Here is a 16,469-nt window from a genome sequence, read left to right as displayed (position 1 = left end):
TTCCCGCTTCCCCTCTCGCGCCGCGTTCGGCTTGGCGCGAAAGAGGCGTGATTGTAGGCACAACCCCTCCCACGCGCAAGCCCCTTTCGACAGTTTTTTGCGCCGACGCTTCGGGATCGCGAAACGGCCGATGCGTGCGGCCGCGCGCATCGGTTCGGCGCCCGTGCTCGACCGTGTCCGCGCGAGCGTCCTTGCCTTGCATGAGCGCCCTTATCCTTATACAAGAGGACGCTCGCGCGGCCGTTTATAAGGAAGCGGCGACGCGCGCGACCACACGCATGTAGTGATCCACATCCGGCGTGGCCTTGCCGGCCGCCTTCGCGAGATCGTCCCAGCGGCGCAGGCGGATCGCGTCCGCCGCGTAGGGGTGCTGCAGGAACGCATCGGCTTGCGCGCCCGAGAAGACGCCGCCCTGCAGTTGCAGGCTGCGCGCCGAGTCCGCCGACAGGCAGGCGCGATACGACGCGTCGATCGCGCAGAGGCAGCGCTTCGCGTCGACGTGCAGGCGGATCGGCTCCAGCGCCGCGTCAGGCAGCAACGGCCGCAGGAACGGCAGCACGTAGTACTGATGCAGATCGTCGATGCCGTGCGCGGTCGGCGTCTCGCCCTGGAGATTCAGCAGGTGCCCCAGGTCGTGCAACAGCGCCGCAGCGATCAGCGCGTCGCCCGCGCCTGCCTCTTGCGCGAGCTGCGCGCTTTGCAGCGCATGCTCGCGCTGCGTCACCGGCTCGCCGCTGTACGCGATGTCGCCGTGGCGATCGAACAGCGCGCGAATGTCGTCGAGTGTCAGCGCCATCTCGTCACGACCACGGCAAGGAGAAGGTCTTCAGGTTCGTGAAGCTCTTCATCGCCTCCTGGACCCCTTCCTTGTATCCCAAGCCCGAATCCTTGATCCCGCCGAACGGCGTCAGCTCGAGCCGGTAGCCCGGCACCTCCCACACGTTCACCGTGCCGACGTTCAGTTCATTGACGAAGCGCACGATCGCGTCCGCGCGATCCGTGCACACGCCCGACGACAGGCCGAACGCGGTGCCGTTGCTGATCCGGATCGCGTCGTCGATCGTGTCGAACGCGATGATCGGCGACACCGGCCCGAACGTTTCCTCCCGCACGAGCGTCATCGACGCGTCAACGCGATCGAGCACCGTCGGCGCATACAGCGCGCCGCGCCGCGCGTTGCCGGCCAGCAGGCGCGCGCCTTGCGACACCGCCTCGTCGACGCGCGCCTCGAACAGCGCGGCCGCCGCCTCGTCGATCACCGTGCCCATCCGGTTCGCCGGATCGAACGGGTCGCCGTACGTCCATGCGCGGGTCTTCTCGACGAGCAGCTCCGTGAAGCGAGGCGCGACGCCCTTCTGCACCAGGATGCGCTTGACCGCCGTGCAGCGTTGCCCCGAATTCTTGTACGAGCCCTGCGCGGCGAGCGCCGCCGCGCGCTCGAGGTCGGCGTCGTCGAGCACGATCAGCGGATCGTTGCCGCCCAGCTCGAGCACGATGCGCCGGTAGCCCGCCTTCGCCGCGATGTACTTGCCGATCGCGACGCCGCCCGTGAACGTGATCAGCGTCGCGCTCGGGTGCGTGAGCAGCTCGTCGGCGATCTCCCGCGGATCGCCCGTCAGCACCTGCAGCATCGGCTCGGGCAATCCCGCTTCGTACAGCACGTCGGCGAGATACAGCGCCGACAGCGGCACCTTTTCCGACGGCTTCACGATCACGCGGTTGTTCGTCGCGATCGCGGGCGCGATCTTGTGCGCGACCTGGTTCATCGGATGATTGAACGGCGTGATCGCGACGATCACGCCGTCGAGCGGCTGCCGCTGCGAGAACACGCGGCGCGACGTGCCGTGCGGCGTCAGATCGCACGAGTAGCTCTGCGCGTCGTCGCGCAGCGCCTCGATCGACGCGAACTTGAACACGTCCGCGACGCGGCCGATCTCGTAGCGCGAATCCTGCTTCGACAGGCCCGATTCGAGCGAAATCAGCGTCGACGCTTCTTCCGCGCATGCGTTCAGCCGCGCCGCCGCGCGCTCGAGGATCTGCGAGCGCTCGTAGCGCGACAGCGCCGGCCGATAGGCGGCCGCGTAGTCGAACGCGCACCGCACGTCGTCGACCGACGCGAGCGGCGCCGTGCCGACGCGCATCCCCGAATACGGATCGAATACGTCGAGCGTCCGGGCGCGCGCCGCCCGCTCGCCGCACCAGCGCAGCGTCTCGGCGCGGAACGCCGGATGGTCGCAAAGGAGCGCCGCCGTCATTGCACGGCCCGGTTCAGCGCGAGATCGAACAGATCGAAGTTGCGCAGCCGGCGGTCCGGCTCGACGCCCTCGATCCGGCGATTGAACAGGAGCGGCACGCGCTGCTCGGACAGGCCGCCGTGCGAGCGCAGCGGCACCGTCAGGCCCGACAGGTCGTGCTCGCTCGCGCGCGTGCCGAGCGCGACGTCGCGCCGGCTCACGACGACGACGTCGCCGATCCGGTCGGCCGGCAGCTCGAAGCGCCCGGCGGCCGTCGCGTTGCCGAGCGCGAGCTCGATGCCGTCGAGCGCGCGCAGGCGGCCGATGAGCGCGGCTGCGTCGGCGTCTTGCTCGAGATAGATCGTCGCGAACGAGCCGAGCGCGCCGTGATGGACGACGTACGGATCGGTGATCGGCAGGATCACGCGCGCGCGGCGCGGGCCGAGCCACGCGTCGAGCGCGTCCTGCAGATAGACGACGTTCGGCGCGCCCGTGCGCGGATCGTGCTTCGCGTTCATCCCGTGGTCCGCGGTCACGCCGATCGCCCAGCCGAGCGCGTCGAGCGCCGCGAGGTAGCGGTCCATCATCGCGTAGAACGCGTTCGCGCCGTCGCTGCCCGGCGCGCACTTGTGCTGCACGTAATCGGTCGTCGACAGGTACATCAGGTCCGCGCGCCGGCTCTGCGCGAGCCGCACGCCCGCCGCGAGCACGAATTCGGACAGCGCCGCGCTGTAGACGTCGGGCGACGGCAGGCCGACGAAATCGAGCACGTCGCAGATGCCGTTCTCGCCGAGGTTCGCCTGATTCGCCTTCTCCGCCGAGAAGCACACGCCGCGCATTCGCCAGCCGAGCAGCCGCCGCAGCTTGTCCTTCGCGGTCACGACCGCGACCCGCGCGCCCGCGTCCGCCGCCGCGGCGAGCAGCGTGCCCGCGCGCAGGTACGCGGGGTCGTTCATCATCACCGCGGCGCCCGCGCCGCCCTGCGCGTCGGAATCCCAGAAGAAATTGCCGCAGATGCCGTGCACCGACGGCGGCGCGCCGCACACGATCGACAGGTTGTTCGGGTTCGTGAACGACGGGATCACGCAGTCGGCGTCGAACGCCGAGCCTTCGCGCAGCATCCGCGCGATGAACGGCGCGACGCCCGCGTTCGCGGCCTCTTCCAGATACGCGTACTCGCAGCCGTCGACGCAGACGGCGACGGTCGGCTCGGCCGGCATCCGGTAGACGCGCCCGTTGACTTCGATGTGTCGATTCATGGTGTCCGCCCTGGGGGGCCTTTCGTTCATGTTACGCGCAACGCGCGCGCCGCCTCGCGCTCACCGCCCCGGCCGCGGCGCGCGCGCCGCGATCGCGACGAGCGCGACGAGCGACGCGCCGAGCAGCAGCAGCGACAGCGCCGACGCGGGCAGGTAGTAGCCGCGCTCGACGTCGCCGATCACGACGATCGGCACGGTCGCGAAGCCGGGCGGATAGACGGTCAGCGTCGCGCCGAGCTCGCCGAGCGACAGCGCGAAGCCGAGCGCGAGGCTCGCGCGGATCGCCGGCACGAGCTGCGGCAGCAGCACGCGGCGCAACACCATCGCGGGCGGCGCGCCGAGGCTCGCCGCCGCCTCGCGCAGCACGGTCAGCTCGGGGCGCAACGCGGCGGCCGCGCACCGGTAGCAGAACGGCAGCACGAGCGCGAGCTGCACGAGCACGACGATCGCGGGCGAGCTCGACAGATCGACGGGCTTCGCGTGATACGCGATCAGCACGGCGAGCCCGAGCACGACGCTCGGCACGCCGTTCGGCAGCATCACGAGCGCGTCGACGAGCGCGCCGACGCCGCGCCGGCTGCGCCCTTCGAGCGCGAGCGCCAGCGCGATGCCGAGCGCGGTGCCGAGCGCGGCGACGCCGAGCCCGATCTCGAGGCTCGCCGCGAGCGCGTCGAATTCGGGCCGGCCGAGGCGCTCGAACCAGCGCAGGCTGTAGCCCGCCGGCAGGATCGTGCCCGACCAGTGCTCGGCGACGCTCGACAACGCGACGACGACGACGGGCAGCACGAACAGCCAGCAGCAGGCGACGGCCGCGAGCGCGACGAGCGCGCGCGACGCGACACGCGCCGCCGTATCGGTCCAGCGCGGCTCGCGGCGCGGCACCGCGGCGGCGCGCGCCGGGAATTCAGCGGACATCGCGCCCTCCTTCGCTCGCGCGCCGGCTCATTCGCCGGTACAGCGCGTAGAGCGTGAGCGACATCGCGAGCATCACGACCGCGCCGGCGGCCGCGGCCGGCAGATCGATGTCGACGGTCGCGCTGCTGTAGATCGCCACCGGCAGCGTGACGAGCTTCGCGCTGCCGAGCACGAGCAGGATGCCGAATTCGTTCAGCGTGAGCAGGAAGCACAGGATCACGCCCGCCGCGATGCCCGGCCACGCGAGCGGCAGCACGACGCGCCGCGCGAGCATCCAGCCGTTCGCGCCCAGGCTCGACGCGGCTTCGACGAGCCGCGGATCGAGCGTCGCGAACGACGCGAGCGTCGGCCGCACGACGAACGGCGTGTAGAACACCGTCTGAGCGAGAATCACGCCGCCCGCGCCGAACAGGAAATCGAGCGGCGGCGCGTCGAGGCCGAGAACGCGCTGCAGCGCGATGCTGACCGAGCCTTGCGAGCCGTACAGGAAGATCAGCGTGAACGCGACGAGAAACGACGGGAACGCGACGTACAGCTCGAGGAAGCGCGTGACGAGCGACGCGCCCGGAAACGGCCGGAAGAACAGCAGCGCGGCGAGCAGCACGCCGACGACCGACGCGGTGCCCGCGCTCGCGACGAGCACCCAGAGCGTCGTGCCGAGCACGTCGCGCACGTCGTGACTCGCGAAGAAGGCCCGGTACGCGGCGAGCGTCGGGCCGTGGTCGCCGAGCACGCTCAGCAGCACGAGCCGCGCGAGCGGATACAGCACGAGCGGGCCGAGCACGATGGCCGCGAGCGCGACGACGCGCGCGTTCGCGCCGCGCTCGCGCCGGCGCGCGGCGGCGTCGTGCGCGTCGGCCGATGCGCGGATGCGGGCGTGCGCCGCCGGATCGTCGGCGAGCGCCGCGCGCGGCTCAAGGCGAGATAAGAGCGACATCGTCCGCCTCGCAATCGAGCGACACGCGCGCGCCGCGCTCGGGCGCCGGGCCCCGGCCGCGCTGCATCGAGACGAGCACCGGCTCGTCGCACGCCGCATCGAGCGTCACGGTCAGCGACAGCGCCGCGCCGTGCCATTCGACCGACGCGATCGTGCCGTGCAGCCGCCCGACGCCGAGCGGGCACACCGTCAGGCGCTCCGGCCGCACGCATGCGACCTTGTCGCGCACGTCGTGGCGCGGATCGCCGAACGGGAACACGACGTTCGGCGGCAGCAGGTTCGCCGCGCCCAGATAGCGCGCGACGAAGCCGTCGGCGGGCGCGTCGTATAGTTGCTGCGGCGTGCCGAGCTGCGCGACGCGGCCGTCGCGCATCAGCAGCGCGCGGTCGGCGAGCACCAGCGCGTCGTCGCGATCGTGCGTCACGCAGACGACGGTCAGGTTCGGCAGCCGCTCGTGCAGCGCCTTCAGCTCGCTGCGCACCGACGCGCGCAGGTTCGCGTCGAGCGCGGACAGCGGCTCGTCGAGCAGCAGCACGTCCGGCTCGATCACGAGCGCGCGCGCGAGCGCGACGCGCTGCTGCATGCCGCCCGACAACTGCGCGGGCAGATGATGTCCGGCGTCGCCGAGCTGCACGAGCTTGAGCGCATCGGCCACGCGCCGCGCGATTTCCGACGACGACATGCGCCGCGCGCGCAGCCCGAACGCGACGTTCTCGAACACCGTCAAATGCGGGAACAGCGCGTAGTTCTGAAACAGCAATCCGAGATTGCGCTTGTGCGGCGGCGCATGCGTCAGGTCGCGGCCGGCGACGGCGAGCGTGCCCGTCAGGCCGTCCGCCTTCACGAAGCCGGCGATGAAGCGCAGCAACGTCGTCTTGCCGCAGCCGCTCTTGCCGAGCACGGCGAGCAGCTCGCCCGCGCCGATGTCGAGCGACAGGTCGTCGAGCACCGTGCGCGCGCCGTAACGCACGCTCAAGTGCTCGATGCGCACGCCGCCCGGCGAGCCCGCGTGCGGGCTCGCGTGCGGGCGCGCCGCATCGAACGCGCCGTGGTGGGTGAGACTAGCGGTATCCAACAGGTTTCGTCCTTCGACGCGTCATCGCGTCGGCTTGTCGCGGCCGCGGCGTCCGCTCATTTCGGCTTGACGACTTCGGTCTGCTTGCCCGAATCGCCGATCACTTCCTTCTTCCAGCGCTCGGTCCAGACGGGCTTCTTCGCCATCACCGCGTTCCAGTCGACCGGAATCAGCTTCACGCCGGCGATCGCGCGCTTCACCGCCTCGCCGTTCTTGCCCGCGAGCGGCACGTCGGTGCGGCCCGGGATGCCGAACATGTCGGGCACCTTCGCCTGCACGTCGGTCGACATCAGGTAGTCGATCAGCTTCTTGCCCGCGTCCTGGTTCGGGCCGCTCTTGACGAGGCCGATCGCGTACGGCAGCTGGAACGTCGTCGGCGGCTCGCCGTCCTTCGCGGAAACGAAGATCGGCTTGATCGACAGGCCGCCGTGCTCGGCGTCGTCGAGATCCATCTGCAGATCGCCGTTCGCGACCGCGATCTCGTTGCGCGACAGCAGCACGTTCAGGTAGCCCGTGCCCTTCGTGTGGAACTTCACGCCGCGCTCGAGCTTCGCGAGATAGTCGAACGCCTTGTCCTCGCCCATCAGCGCGCTCGTCAGGATGATCACGGCCATCCCGTCGCCCGCCGTCGCCGGGTTCGAGTACGCGAGCTTGCCGCTGTAATCCGGATGCAGCAGATCGGCGAACGTCTTCGGCTGGCTCTTCACGACCGACGGGTTGATCGCGAACGAGAAGTAGTTGTTGACGAAGGTGGCCCACGAGCCGTCGTCCGCCTTCGCGATCGCCGGCACGTTCTTGTAGTTAACGCTGCGGTACGGCTGCAGGAGGCCGAGCTGGCCCGCCTGCTGGATGAACGGCGGCAGCGTGACGATCACGTCGGCCTTCGGAGAGCCCTTCTCGACGTTCGCGCGGTTCACCACTTCGCCGCTGCCCGCCGTCACGATGTTGACCTTCACGCCTTCCTGCTTCTCGAACGCGGGCAGCACGTCGCGGTACAGGTTCTCGAGGCCGTCCGCCGTGTACAGCACGACCGCCGCCGCTTGCGCGTGCGTCGCAACGCCTTGCAACAGCGCGGCCGCGCCGGCGGCGAGCGCGAAGCGGCGCCAGGCGCCGCCGCGCGGGAACTTCGAATCCGTCATGTCGCTTCTCCGTAGGGTGGAACCACGAACGGCCGAACGGCGCAAATCGCCGTCCGCGCGGGCCGCGCCGCCGTCCCGCCGCGGCCGGACGCTCCGGTCTTTCGCGGCACCCGAAGCATCACAGCGTTCGATGACAGCGCCGTGACGATTGACTCGATTTCCAAAAAACGACACATTTCGCCAATATCCTCCACATCATCGAATCACTCGATTCGACCTTTCCTGGAGTGACGACGCCATGCACGCACGTGATCCGATCCTGTTGACGCCGGGCCCGCTGACGACGTCGCGCAAGACGCGCGACGCGATGCTGCGCGACTGGGGCTCGTGGGACGCCGCTTTCAACCAGCTGACGCTGAGCGTCTGCGCGGACCTCGTGCGGATCGCGGGCGGCGGCGACGCCTTCGTCTGCGTGCCGCTGCAGGGAAGCGGCACGTTCGCGGTCGAGGCGGCGCTCGGCTCGCTCGTGCCGCGCGACGGCCGCGTGCTCGTGCCGAACAACGGCGCGTACTGCGCGCGGATCGCGACGATCCTGAGCCGGCTCGGCATCGCGCACGTCGAGCTGCCGTTCGCCGAAGACGAACCGGCGAGCGCGCAGGCGATCGACGATGCGCTCGCGCGCGATCCGCGCATCACGCACGTCGCGCTCGTGCATCTGGAAACCAGCGCCGGGCTGCTCAATCCGCTCGACGGCATCGCGGCCGTCTGCCGCGCGCGCCGAAAGGCGCTGATCGTCGATGCGATGAGCTCGTTCGGCGCGCTGCCGATCGCGCTCGCCGACAGCGGCGTCGACGCGTTGATCTCGGCGAGCGGCAAGTGTCTCGAAGGCGTGCCCGGCATGGGCTTCGTGATCGTTCGGCGCGCGCTGCTCGAAGCGTCCGAAGGGCGCTCCGCGTCGGTCGCGCTCGATCTTCACGACCAATACGCATACATGCAGCGCACGTCGCAATGGCGCTTCACGCCGCCGACGCACGTGCTCGCCGCGCTGCGCACCGCGCTCGACCAGTTCTTCGACGAAGGCGGGCAGCCGGCGCGCGGCGCGCGCTATGCGAACAACTGCGCGACGCTGATCGACGGGATGCGCGCGCTCGGCTTCGAGCCGTTTCTCGATGCGCGCGCGCAGGCGAGCGTGATCGTCACGTTCCACGCGCCCGCCGATCCCGCGTATGCGTTCCCGGCGTTCTACGCGGCCGTGCGCGACGCCGGCTACGTGCTGTATCCGGGCAAGCTGACGACGGCCGACACGTTTCGCGTCGGCTGCATCGGCGCGATCGGCGCGGACGAGATGCGGGGGGCGGTGGCGGCGATCGGCGGCGCGCTGAAGTCGCTCGGGATTGCGATGCGGTGATGCAGAGGTGGTAATCGGAGGCGGTGATGCGGACGCGGCAATACAGAGGCGGCGGCCGCGCGCGCGCCGTCGTCGATCCGGCCGCGAGTTGCCCGCCGCGATCCGCCCCGACGCGAAAAAAACGGCGCGCGCGATCCAATCGGGCCGCGCGCGCGGTTCATTCGGCGCGCGCCGCTTACAGTTCGATCCGCTTGATGTCGCCGACGACGAAGATGTACGACAGCGCGCCGATCAGCGCGACGACGCCGATGAACGCGAGCGCGCCGACGAACGACCCGGTCGCCGCGACGATGAAGCCGACGACGAGCGGCGTGACGATGCCCGCGAGGTTCGCGGCGAGATTGAAGATGCCGCCCGTCGCGCCGAGAAGCCCTTCGGGCGCGATGTCGGACACGAGCGTCCAGCCGAGCGCGGCCATCCCCTGCGCGAAGAACGCGACCGACATGATCGCGATCACCGCCTCGTTGCTCTGCACGTAGTTCGCGAGCACGATCGTCGATGCGAGCAGCAGGCCCGCGATGATCGGCAGCTTGCGCGCGACGTTCGCCGACTTTCCGCGGCGCAGCAGCCAGTCGGAGAAGATCCCGCCGAACATCACGCCGACGGACGCGGCGATGAACGGCATCACCGCGAAGAAGCCGATCTTGAGCCAGCCCATGTGGCGCTCGGTCGCGAGATAGGTCGGGAACCACGTGAGAAAGAACACGAGCGTCGAGTTGCCGGCGAACTGGCCGAGGCAGATGCCCGCGAGCTGGCGCTTCTTCAGCAACCGGCCGGCGATGCGCCAGCTGAACTTCGCGCGCCGGCCGTCGCGCGACGATTGCACGAGGCCGCCGCCGCCCTCGATGTACGCGAGTTCGGCCGCGTTCGCGCGCGGATGGTCCTGCGGCTCGTGATAGAACTTCCACCAGACGAAGCCGAACACGATGCCGACGCCGCCCACGACCCAGAAGAGCGAGCGCCAGCCGAACGCGCCCATCAGAGCGAACAGCACGGGGCTCAGGAACGCGAGGCCGATGTATTCGCCGACGGTGTAGGTGCCCGTCGCCATCGCGCGCTCCTTCTGCGGGAACCAGGTCGCGACGACGCGGCTGTTGGTCGGAAAGCACGGCGCTTCGGAGAAGCCGAGCCCGAGCCGGCACGCGAGGAGCGGCGCGACGCCGTGAACGAAGCCTTGCAGCAGCGTGAACGCGGACCACAGCGTCATCGACCAGTAATAGGTGATCTTGCTGCCGAAGCGGTCGAGCAGCAGGCCGCCCGGCACCTGCGCGAGCACGTAGGTCCACGAGAACGCGGAGAACATCACGCCCATCGCCGCCGCGCCGATGCCGAGCTCTTTCGTCAGGCCGGGCGCCGCGACGCCGAGCACCGTGCGATCGAGATAATTGATCATCGTCCCGATCGCGAGCAGCGCGAGAATCCGGTAGCGCGCATTCGAGCGCGGCTGCGCGGCGCCCGGCGCGCGGGCGGTCGCGACGGCCGCGCTCGCCGCGGCGTCGGTGTTGATCGGCTGGGGCATCGATGTCTCCTGTTGTATCCGTCGTTCTGTCTGGTTGGGAAATTCAGCGCGCGACGAGCGCCTGGAAGTGCTCGAACATGCGCTCGGCGTCCGGCGCGCGGCCGGTGAAGATCTCGAACGCGTCGACCGCCTGGTACACCGCCATGCCGCCCCCCGGCAGCGTGCGGCAGCCGAGCGCGCGCGCCGTGCGGATCAGTTCGGTTTCGAGCGGGAAATAGACGATGTCCGCGACCCACAGGTCGGGGCGCAGCAACTCGGCCGGCAGCGGCAGGCCCGGATGCTTGAGCATGCCGGTCGGCGTCGCGTGAATGAGGCCGTTCGCGCTCGCGAGCGCTTCGGCGAGCGAGCCGCCCGCGCTCAGGCGCGCTTGCGGGAAGCGCGCCTGCAACTGATCGGCGAGCGCGCGTGCGCGCGCCGGGTCGACGTCGAAGAGCGCGAGCTCCGCCGCGCCCATCGTCAGCGCCGCATGCGCGACGGCCGCGCCCGCGCCGCCCGCGCCCAGCTGCGCGACGCGCGTGAGCGGCGCGCCCGGCAGCCCGCGCGCGAACGCCTTCGCGAAGCCCGACCAGTCGGTGTTGTGGCCGATCCGCCGGCCGCCGAGAAAGCGCACCGTGTTGACCGCGCCGAGCGCGGCCGCGTCCGGCGACAACTCGTCGAGCAGCTCGATCACGCGCTGCTTGCACGGATGCGTGATGTTTAGCCCGTCGAAGCCCATCCGCTCGGCCGCCGCGAGCAGCTCGGGCAGCGCGTCGGCCGTCAGCCGCAGCGCGTCCAGATCGATGCGCCGGTACACGTAGTTCAAGCCCTGGCGGCGGCCTTCCTCCTCGTGCATCGCGGGAGACAGCGAACCGCCGATCCCGGAGCCGATCAGGCCGATCAGAAACGAACGTCCACTCATCGCGCGCCCTCCCGCCCGATCAGCGTCGCGATCCGCTGCAGCGCGAGCACGTAGCCTTCGGTGCCGCAGCCGCAGATCACGCCGTCGGCGACCGCCGACACGAACGAATGGTGGCGAAACGCCTCGCGCCGGTGGATGTTCGAGATGTGCACTTCGATGATCGGCTTGCCGAGCGCGGCGAGCGCGTCGGCGATCGCGACCGACGTGTGCGTGTACGCGGCCGGATTGATCACCACGCCCGCAACGCGCTCGCGCGCTTCGTGCAGCCAGTCGATCAGTTGATGCTCGGCGTTCGACTGGCGAAACTCGAGCGCGAGGCCGAGCGCGTGCGCGGCGTCCGCGCAGCGGCGCTCGACGTCCTGCAACGTTTCCGAGCCGTAGATGTGCGGCTCGCGCTTGCCCAGCAGGTTCAGGTTCGGCCCGTTCAGGACCAGCACCTTCGGCTTGCTCATGTATGACACTCCGGTAAAAAACGGGTACGCATCCGTAGACGAACGCGCCTGCGTCGTCAAGATCCGGCGTCAGTGTGCGCTTGCGCTTGCGCAAAGTCTTTCCGGGTTTTCTATAATTTGTACCATCTAGTTAGTTCGTATACTCTGCGACTCGCGCCTTTCCGACCTTCGACGGCGCGCGGCCGGCAACGTGCCTCCTCCGGCGGCGCGGCGCAACCGGCCGCGCGCCGTCCCTCACCAGCAGGAAACTCACCATGCAGCGTTCGATCGCCACCGTGTCGCTGTCCGGCACGCTCGTCGAGAAGCTCAACGCGATCCGCGCGGCCGGCTTCGACGGCGTCGAGATCTTCGAGAACGACTTGCTGTACTTCGACGGCTCGCCCGCCGACGTGCGCCGCATCGCCGCCGATCTAGGCCTCGACATCGTGCTGTTCCAGCCGTTTCGCGACTTCGAGGGCGTGCCGCCCGAGCGCCTCGCGCGCAATCTCGAACGCGCGAAGCGAAAGTTCGAGCTGATGCACGAACTGGGCGCGGAGCGCATTCTCGTATGCAGCAACGTGTCGCCGGACGCGCTCGGCGACGACGCGCTGCTCGTCGACCAGTTGGGCGCGCTCGCGCGCGCCGCGCAAGAGGCGGGCGTCGTCGTCGCGTACGAGGCGCTTGCATGGGGTCGGAACGTGAAGACCTACGGCCACGCGTGGCGGCTCGTCGACGCGGTCGGCCATCCGAACCTCGGGCTCGCGCTCGACAGCTTCCACACGCTGTCGCTCGACGATTCGCCCGACGGCATCGCGCGCATTCCGGGCAGCCGGATCGCGTTCGTGCAGATCGCCGACGCGCCGAAGCTCGCGATGGACGTGCTCGAATGGAGCCGTCATTACCGGTCGTTTCCGGGCCAGGGCGACTTCGACCTCGCGGAATTCACCGCGCGCGTGATCGAATCGGGCTACGAAGGGCCGCTGTCGCTCGAAATCTTCAACGACGGCCTGCGCGCCGCGCCGACCGCGCTGACGGCGGCCGACGGCTACCGGTCGCTGCTCTATCTCGAAGAAACGACGCGCGCGCGGCTCGCCCGCGAAGCAAGGCGGGCGCCGGCAGGGCAAGTGAGGCAGGCGGGACAAGCGGAACAAACGGGACACGCCGAACAAGCCGGGCAGGAAGCCGCGCGCGGCGCGGGCCCGCGCATCGCCCCGAGGCCGTCGCAGCCGCTCTTCGCGCCGCCGCCCGCGCCCGCGCACGTCGGCTTCCAGTTCATCGAATTCGCGGTGGACGCGGCCGCCGCCGAGAACGTCGCCGGCTGGCTCGGCAAGCTGCGCTTCAGGCGCGCGGGCCGCCACCGGTCGAAGGACGTGACGCTCTATCAGCACGGCGCGGCGTCGATCGTGCTGAACGCCGAGCGCGACTCGTTCGCCGACGCGTTCTTTCAGGAGCACGGCCTGTCGCTGTGCGCGTCGGCGTTTCGCGTCGACGACGCGCGGCTCGCGTTCGAGCGCGCGGCGGGCTACGGCTACGCGCCGTTCTCGGGCCGCGTCGGCCCGAACGAGCGCGTGCTGCCAAGCGTGCGCGCGCCGGACGGCAGCCTCGAATATTTCGTCGACGAGGCGCCCGGCGCGCCGACGCTGTACGAATCGGACTTCGTGCTCACCGACATCGACGGGCCGAGCGAGGTCGGCCCGCTCGCCGGCATCGATCACGTGTGCCTCGCGCTGCCCGCAGACGCGCTCGACACGTGGGTGCTGTTCTTCAAGACCGCGTTCGGCTTCGAGGCCGAGCGCAACTGGCTCGTGCCCGATCCGTACGGGCTCGTCCGCAGCCGCGCGGTGCGCAGCCCGGACGGCTCGGTGCGAATCGCGCTGAACGCGTCGGTGGACCGGCATACGGCCGTCGTCCAGTCGCTCGAGCGCTATCGCGGCACGGGGCTCAATCACGTCGCGTTCCGCACCGACGACATCGTCGCGGCGATCGCCGAATTCGCGGCGGACGGCGTGCCGTTCCTGCGGATTCCACGCAATTATTACGACGATCTCGCCGCGCGCTACGCGCTGCCCGACGAGACGATCGATACGCTCAGCCGCCATCATCTGCTCTACGACCGCGACGAAGCGGGCGGCGAGTTCCTGCACGCGTACACCGAGCTCGTCGACAACCGCTTTTCGTTCGAGCTCGTCGAGCGGCGCGGCGGCTACGACGGGTACGGCGCGGCGAACGCGGCCGTGCGGCTCGCCGCGCAGGCGCAGCGGCGCAAGTGAGCGCGGCGCGGCAGCCGGCGCGGGCGGCGTTCAGGCCGGCGCGCGCATGGCCGGCGGGCGGCGCGCACGGCTGTCGCGCGCCGAAAAGACGTGACGATTGGCCCGGCGGCGGCTCGCGACGTCACGCCATGCCGTGCGTCGCGGCCCGCGCATCGCGCATCGCGCATCGCACATCGCACATAGCACATAGCACATAGCACATAGCACTTGGCACTTGGCATTCGACAATTAGCACGTCGCGCATCGCATTCGATCGCGGCGCGAAATGCCGCATCGCCCGCGTTCCGGCATGCGCCGAAGCGCGCCACACCGCCTTGTCGTACCGCCACGGCGAACGCGAGCCGGATCGCCCCGCCGTTCGCGTCCGGCGACGCCGTCGAGTGAATTCGAACGAACCATTGCGCCCGACCGGCCGCGTTTCGTGACCGCCTGGCACGCACCGCGCGCGGAAAATCGCGGGAAAAAAGCGCGCCCCGCGCTTTCTCGCGCTTTCTCGCGACGCGCCGGGCGTCGCCGCGCGCCGCCGCGATCCGCCCGCCGACGCGCGCGCCGCCCCCTGCGCCGTCAATGCGGCAGCGCCGGAATCATCCAGCTCAGCACGTGCTGCTGGAGAAACACGAGCACGCCGAGCAGCAGCGTGAGGATCACGCTGTGCCAGAAGGTCCGCGCGAACACGACGCCTTCCTGCCCTTTCAGATCGGTCGTCGACACGCCGGTCGCGATGTTCTGCGGCGAGATCATCTTGCCCATCACGCCGCCCGACGAGTTCGTCGCGGCCATCAGCACCGGATCGAAGCCGAGCTGCTTCGCGGCGACGACCTGCAGGTTGCCGAAGAGTGCGTTGCCCGACGTGTCGCTGCCCGACAGGAACACCGCGATCCAGCCGAGCGTGGCCGACACGAGCGGGAACAGCGCGCCCGTCGACGCGACGCCCATCCCGAGCGTGTAGCTCATCCCCGAATAGTTGAGCAGGTACGCAAGCCCGACGATCATCATCACGGTGACGATCGCGATGCGCGTCTGCCGCCACGTCTGCGCGACGCAGCCGAAGAAGCTCGCGACGCCGGTGCGCGTCCACACGGCCGTGACGATCGCCGACAGCAGGATCGCGGTGCCGGTGCCGAGCGGCTGGAAATCCCAGATCGCCACGTACGGCTTGTGATAGAGCGTCATGTAGACCGCGTCGTGCAAGCCGGGCCACTTGATCTTCATGTCGCCGATCGCGGCGACGCCCGCGTGCACCCAGAAGATCACGATCACCGACACGACGAGCCACGGCAGCCAGCCGCCGTAACCGACGCGCCCGTGCGCGGCGCCCGCGCCGACGGCCGCGTCGCCGCGCGGGATCGCGAACTGCGGATCGGGCCGCGGCTTCCAGATTTTCAGGAATCCGATCGTCACGATCAGCGACGTGAGCGACGACAGCACGTCGGTCAGCTGATAGCTGATGAAGTTCGACGTGACGAACTGCGCGAGCGCGAAGCTGCCGCCGGACACGAAAAGCGCCGGCCACAGCCGGCCGATCGAGCGCAGGCCGCCGTAGATCCCGACGACGTAGAACGGCAGCAGCAGCGCGAAGAACGGCAGCTGGCGGCCGACCATCGCGCCGAGCGTGTCCGGATGCAGCGACGTCACCGCGCCGAGCACGGTGATCGGCACGCCGAGCGCGCCGAACGCGACGGGCGCAGTGTTGAAGATCAGCGCGAAGGTGAGCGCCTCGATCGCCGGAAAGCCGAGCGCGATCAGGAGCGCGCTCGTGATCGCGACGGGCGTGCCGAAGCCGGAAATGCCTTCGAGCAGGCAGCCGAACGAGAACGCGACGACGAGCAGCACGAGGCGGCGATCGTCGGGCAGATGATCGAGCATCCATTGGCGGAACTGGTCGAAGCGGCCCGATTTCACCGCGATGTTGTACAGCAGCAGCGCGTTGAACACGATCCACATCACGGGGATCAGCGCGAGCGCCATGCCCGCGCCGACCGCGTCCAGCGCGAGCCCGACCGGCATCCCCCAGACGGCGACCGCGACGACGATGCCGGTCGCGAGGCCCGCGAGCGACGCCTGCCACGCCGGACGGCGGAACAGCCCGAGCATCGCGAGCGCGACCGCGATCGGCAGCACGGCGACGAGAAACGACAGCGCGAGCGAATGGGCGACGGGGGTCAGCGGCTGGGCGAACGCGATCCCCGCCGGCAGTGCGATTGAAGGGTTCATGTTGTCTCCTGTCTCCCCTCGGAACGGTTCCTGTCTCGGTCTTGTCGTCGATCTTGTCGTCGATCTTGTCGTCGATCTTGTCGTCGATCTTGTCGTCGATCTTGTTGTCGGTCTTGTCGTCGATCTTGTCGTCGATCTTGTCGTCGGCCTTGTCGTCGGCCTTGTCGTCGGCCTTGTCGTCGGCCTTGTCGTCGGCCTTGTCGTCGGCCTTGTCGTCGGCCTTGTCGTCG

Annotated in this window: 13 protein-coding genes and 3 pseudogenes; 4 read left to right on the top strand and 12 right to left on the bottom strand. The window is 69.9% G+C overall.

The window, feature by feature from the left end; translation table 11 throughout:
* The 8 genes and pseudogenes from X946_RS36485 to phnS form a co-directional block, all read right to left on the bottom strand.
* Nucleotides 1–202: pseudogene (locus tag X946_RS36485) on the bottom strand (hypothetical protein); the annotation flags it as partial.
* 42 nt (nt 203–244) lie between these two features.
* Nucleotides 245–796, bottom strand: coding sequence for a phosphonate degradation HD-domain oxygenase (locus X946_RS28150; RefSeq protein WP_038754968.1), 552 nt, complete (start codon nt 794–796; stop codon nt 245–247).
* Nucleotides 797–800: 4 nt separating this feature from the next.
* Nucleotides 801–2,255 (bottom strand): phosphonoacetaldehyde dehydrogenase, encoded by a 1,455-nt coding sequence (gene phnY / locus X946_RS28145; RefSeq protein ID WP_038754965.1) that lies wholly within the window; start codon nt 2,253–2,255, stop codon nt 801–803.
* Complete coding sequence (gene phnA, locus X946_RS28140) at nt 2,252–3,493, bottom strand: phosphonoacetate hydrolase (RefSeq protein ID WP_414734360.1); 1,242 nt, start codon at nt 3,491–3,493, stop codon at nt 2,252–2,254. The genes phnY and phnA overlap by 4 nt, the downstream gene beginning before the upstream one ends.
* Nucleotides 3,494–3,553: 60 nt before the next feature.
* Nucleotides 3,554–4,408: a 2-aminoethylphosphonate ABC transport system, membrane component PhnV gene (gene phnV, locus X946_RS28135; protein WP_038754958.1), complete on the bottom strand. Its 855-nt coding sequence runs from the start codon at nt 4,406–4,408 to the stop codon at nt 3,554–3,556.
* The gene (gene phnU / locus X946_RS28130) at nt 4,398–5,345 is read right to left on the bottom strand and encodes a 2-aminoethylphosphonate ABC transporter permease subunit (RefSeq protein WP_038754955.1); all 948 of its coding nucleotides are present in this window, start codon (nt 5,343–5,345) and stop codon (nt 4,398–4,400) included. The genes phnV and phnU overlap by 11 nt, the downstream gene beginning before the upstream one ends.
* The gene (phnT, locus tag X946_RS28125) at nt 5,323–6,420 is read right to left on the bottom strand and encodes a 2-aminoethylphosphonate ABC transport system ATP-binding subunit PhnT (protein ID WP_038754952.1); all 1,098 of its coding nucleotides are present in this window, start codon (nt 6,418–6,420) and stop codon (nt 5,323–5,325) included. The genes phnU and phnT overlap by 23 nt, the downstream gene beginning before the upstream one ends.
* Before the next feature lie 56 nt (nt 6,421–6,476).
* Complete coding sequence (phnS, locus tag X946_RS28120) at nt 6,477–7,559, bottom strand: 2-aminoethylphosphonate ABC transporter substrate-binding protein (RefSeq protein ID WP_038754949.1); 1,083 nt, start codon at nt 7,557–7,559, stop codon at nt 6,477–6,479.
* 238 nt (nt 7,560–7,797) lie between these two features.
* Between phnS and X946_RS28115 the strand changes: the two genes are divergently transcribed.
* A complete protein-coding gene (locus tag X946_RS28115) occupies nt 7,798–8,907 on the top strand; it encodes a 2-aminoethylphosphonate--pyruvate transaminase (RefSeq protein ID WP_038754946.1) in 1,110 nt (369 codons plus the stop codon).
* Nucleotides 8,908–9,082: 175 nt separating this feature from the next.
* Here the strand turns inward: X946_RS28115 and X946_RS28110 are convergent, their stop codons facing one another.
* The 3 genes from X946_RS28110 to aroQ are packed head-to-tail and all read right to left on the bottom strand — an operon-like array spanning nt 9,083 to nt 11,776.
* Complete coding sequence (locus X946_RS28110; RefSeq protein WP_038754943.1) at nt 9,083–10,426, bottom strand: MFS transporter; 1,344 nt, start codon at nt 10,424–10,426, stop codon at nt 9,083–9,085.
* Nucleotides 10,427–10,469: 43 nt separating this feature from the next.
* The gene (locus tag X946_RS28105; protein WP_038754941.1) at nt 10,470–11,324 is read right to left on the bottom strand and encodes a shikimate dehydrogenase; all 855 of its coding nucleotides are present in this window, start codon (nt 11,322–11,324) and stop codon (nt 10,470–10,472) included.
* The gene (aroQ, locus tag X946_RS28100; RefSeq protein WP_038754938.1) at nt 11,321–11,776 is read right to left on the bottom strand and encodes a type II 3-dehydroquinate dehydratase; all 456 of its coding nucleotides are present in this window, start codon (nt 11,774–11,776) and stop codon (nt 11,321–11,323) included. Before aroQ ends, X946_RS28105 begins: the two co-directional genes overlap by 4 nt.
* A 254-nt stretch (nt 11,777–12,030) precedes the next feature.
* Here aroQ and X946_RS36940 point away from each other — a divergent pair.
* Together X946_RS36940 and X946_RS36935 are read left to right on the top strand one after the other, a co-directional pair.
* Nucleotides 12,031–12,867: pseudogene (locus X946_RS36940) on the top strand (sugar phosphate isomerase/epimerase family protein); the annotation flags it as partial.
* Between the two features lie 90 nt (nt 12,868–12,957).
* Nucleotides 12,958–14,025 (top strand): annotated as a pseudogene (locus tag X946_RS36935) (4-hydroxyphenylpyruvate dioxygenase family protein); the annotation flags it as partial.
* 564 nt (nt 14,026–14,589) lie between these two features.
* Here the strand turns inward: X946_RS36935 and X946_RS28090 are convergent.
* A complete protein-coding gene (locus X946_RS28090) occupies nt 14,590–16,239 on the bottom strand; it encodes an L-lactate permease (protein ID WP_038754932.1) in 1,650 nt (549 codons plus the stop codon).
* On the opposite strand from X946_RS28090, the gene X946_RS35550 reads away from it, so the two are divergent.
* A partial coding sequence (locus X946_RS35550; protein WP_081990109.1) for a hypothetical protein occupies nt 16,238–16,469 on the top strand: 232 nt, incomplete at its 3' end. The genes X946_RS28090 and X946_RS35550 overlap by 2 nt on opposite strands.

The sequence above is a fragment of the Burkholderia sp. ABCPW 111 genome (genome assembly GCF_000773065.1).
Taxonomy (GTDB): Bacteria; Pseudomonadota; Gammaproteobacteria; order Burkholderiales; family Burkholderiaceae; genus Burkholderia; species Burkholderia savannae.
Note: the sequence above shows the minus strand (reverse complement) of the source record. Positions and strands in the feature narration are given on the sequence as shown.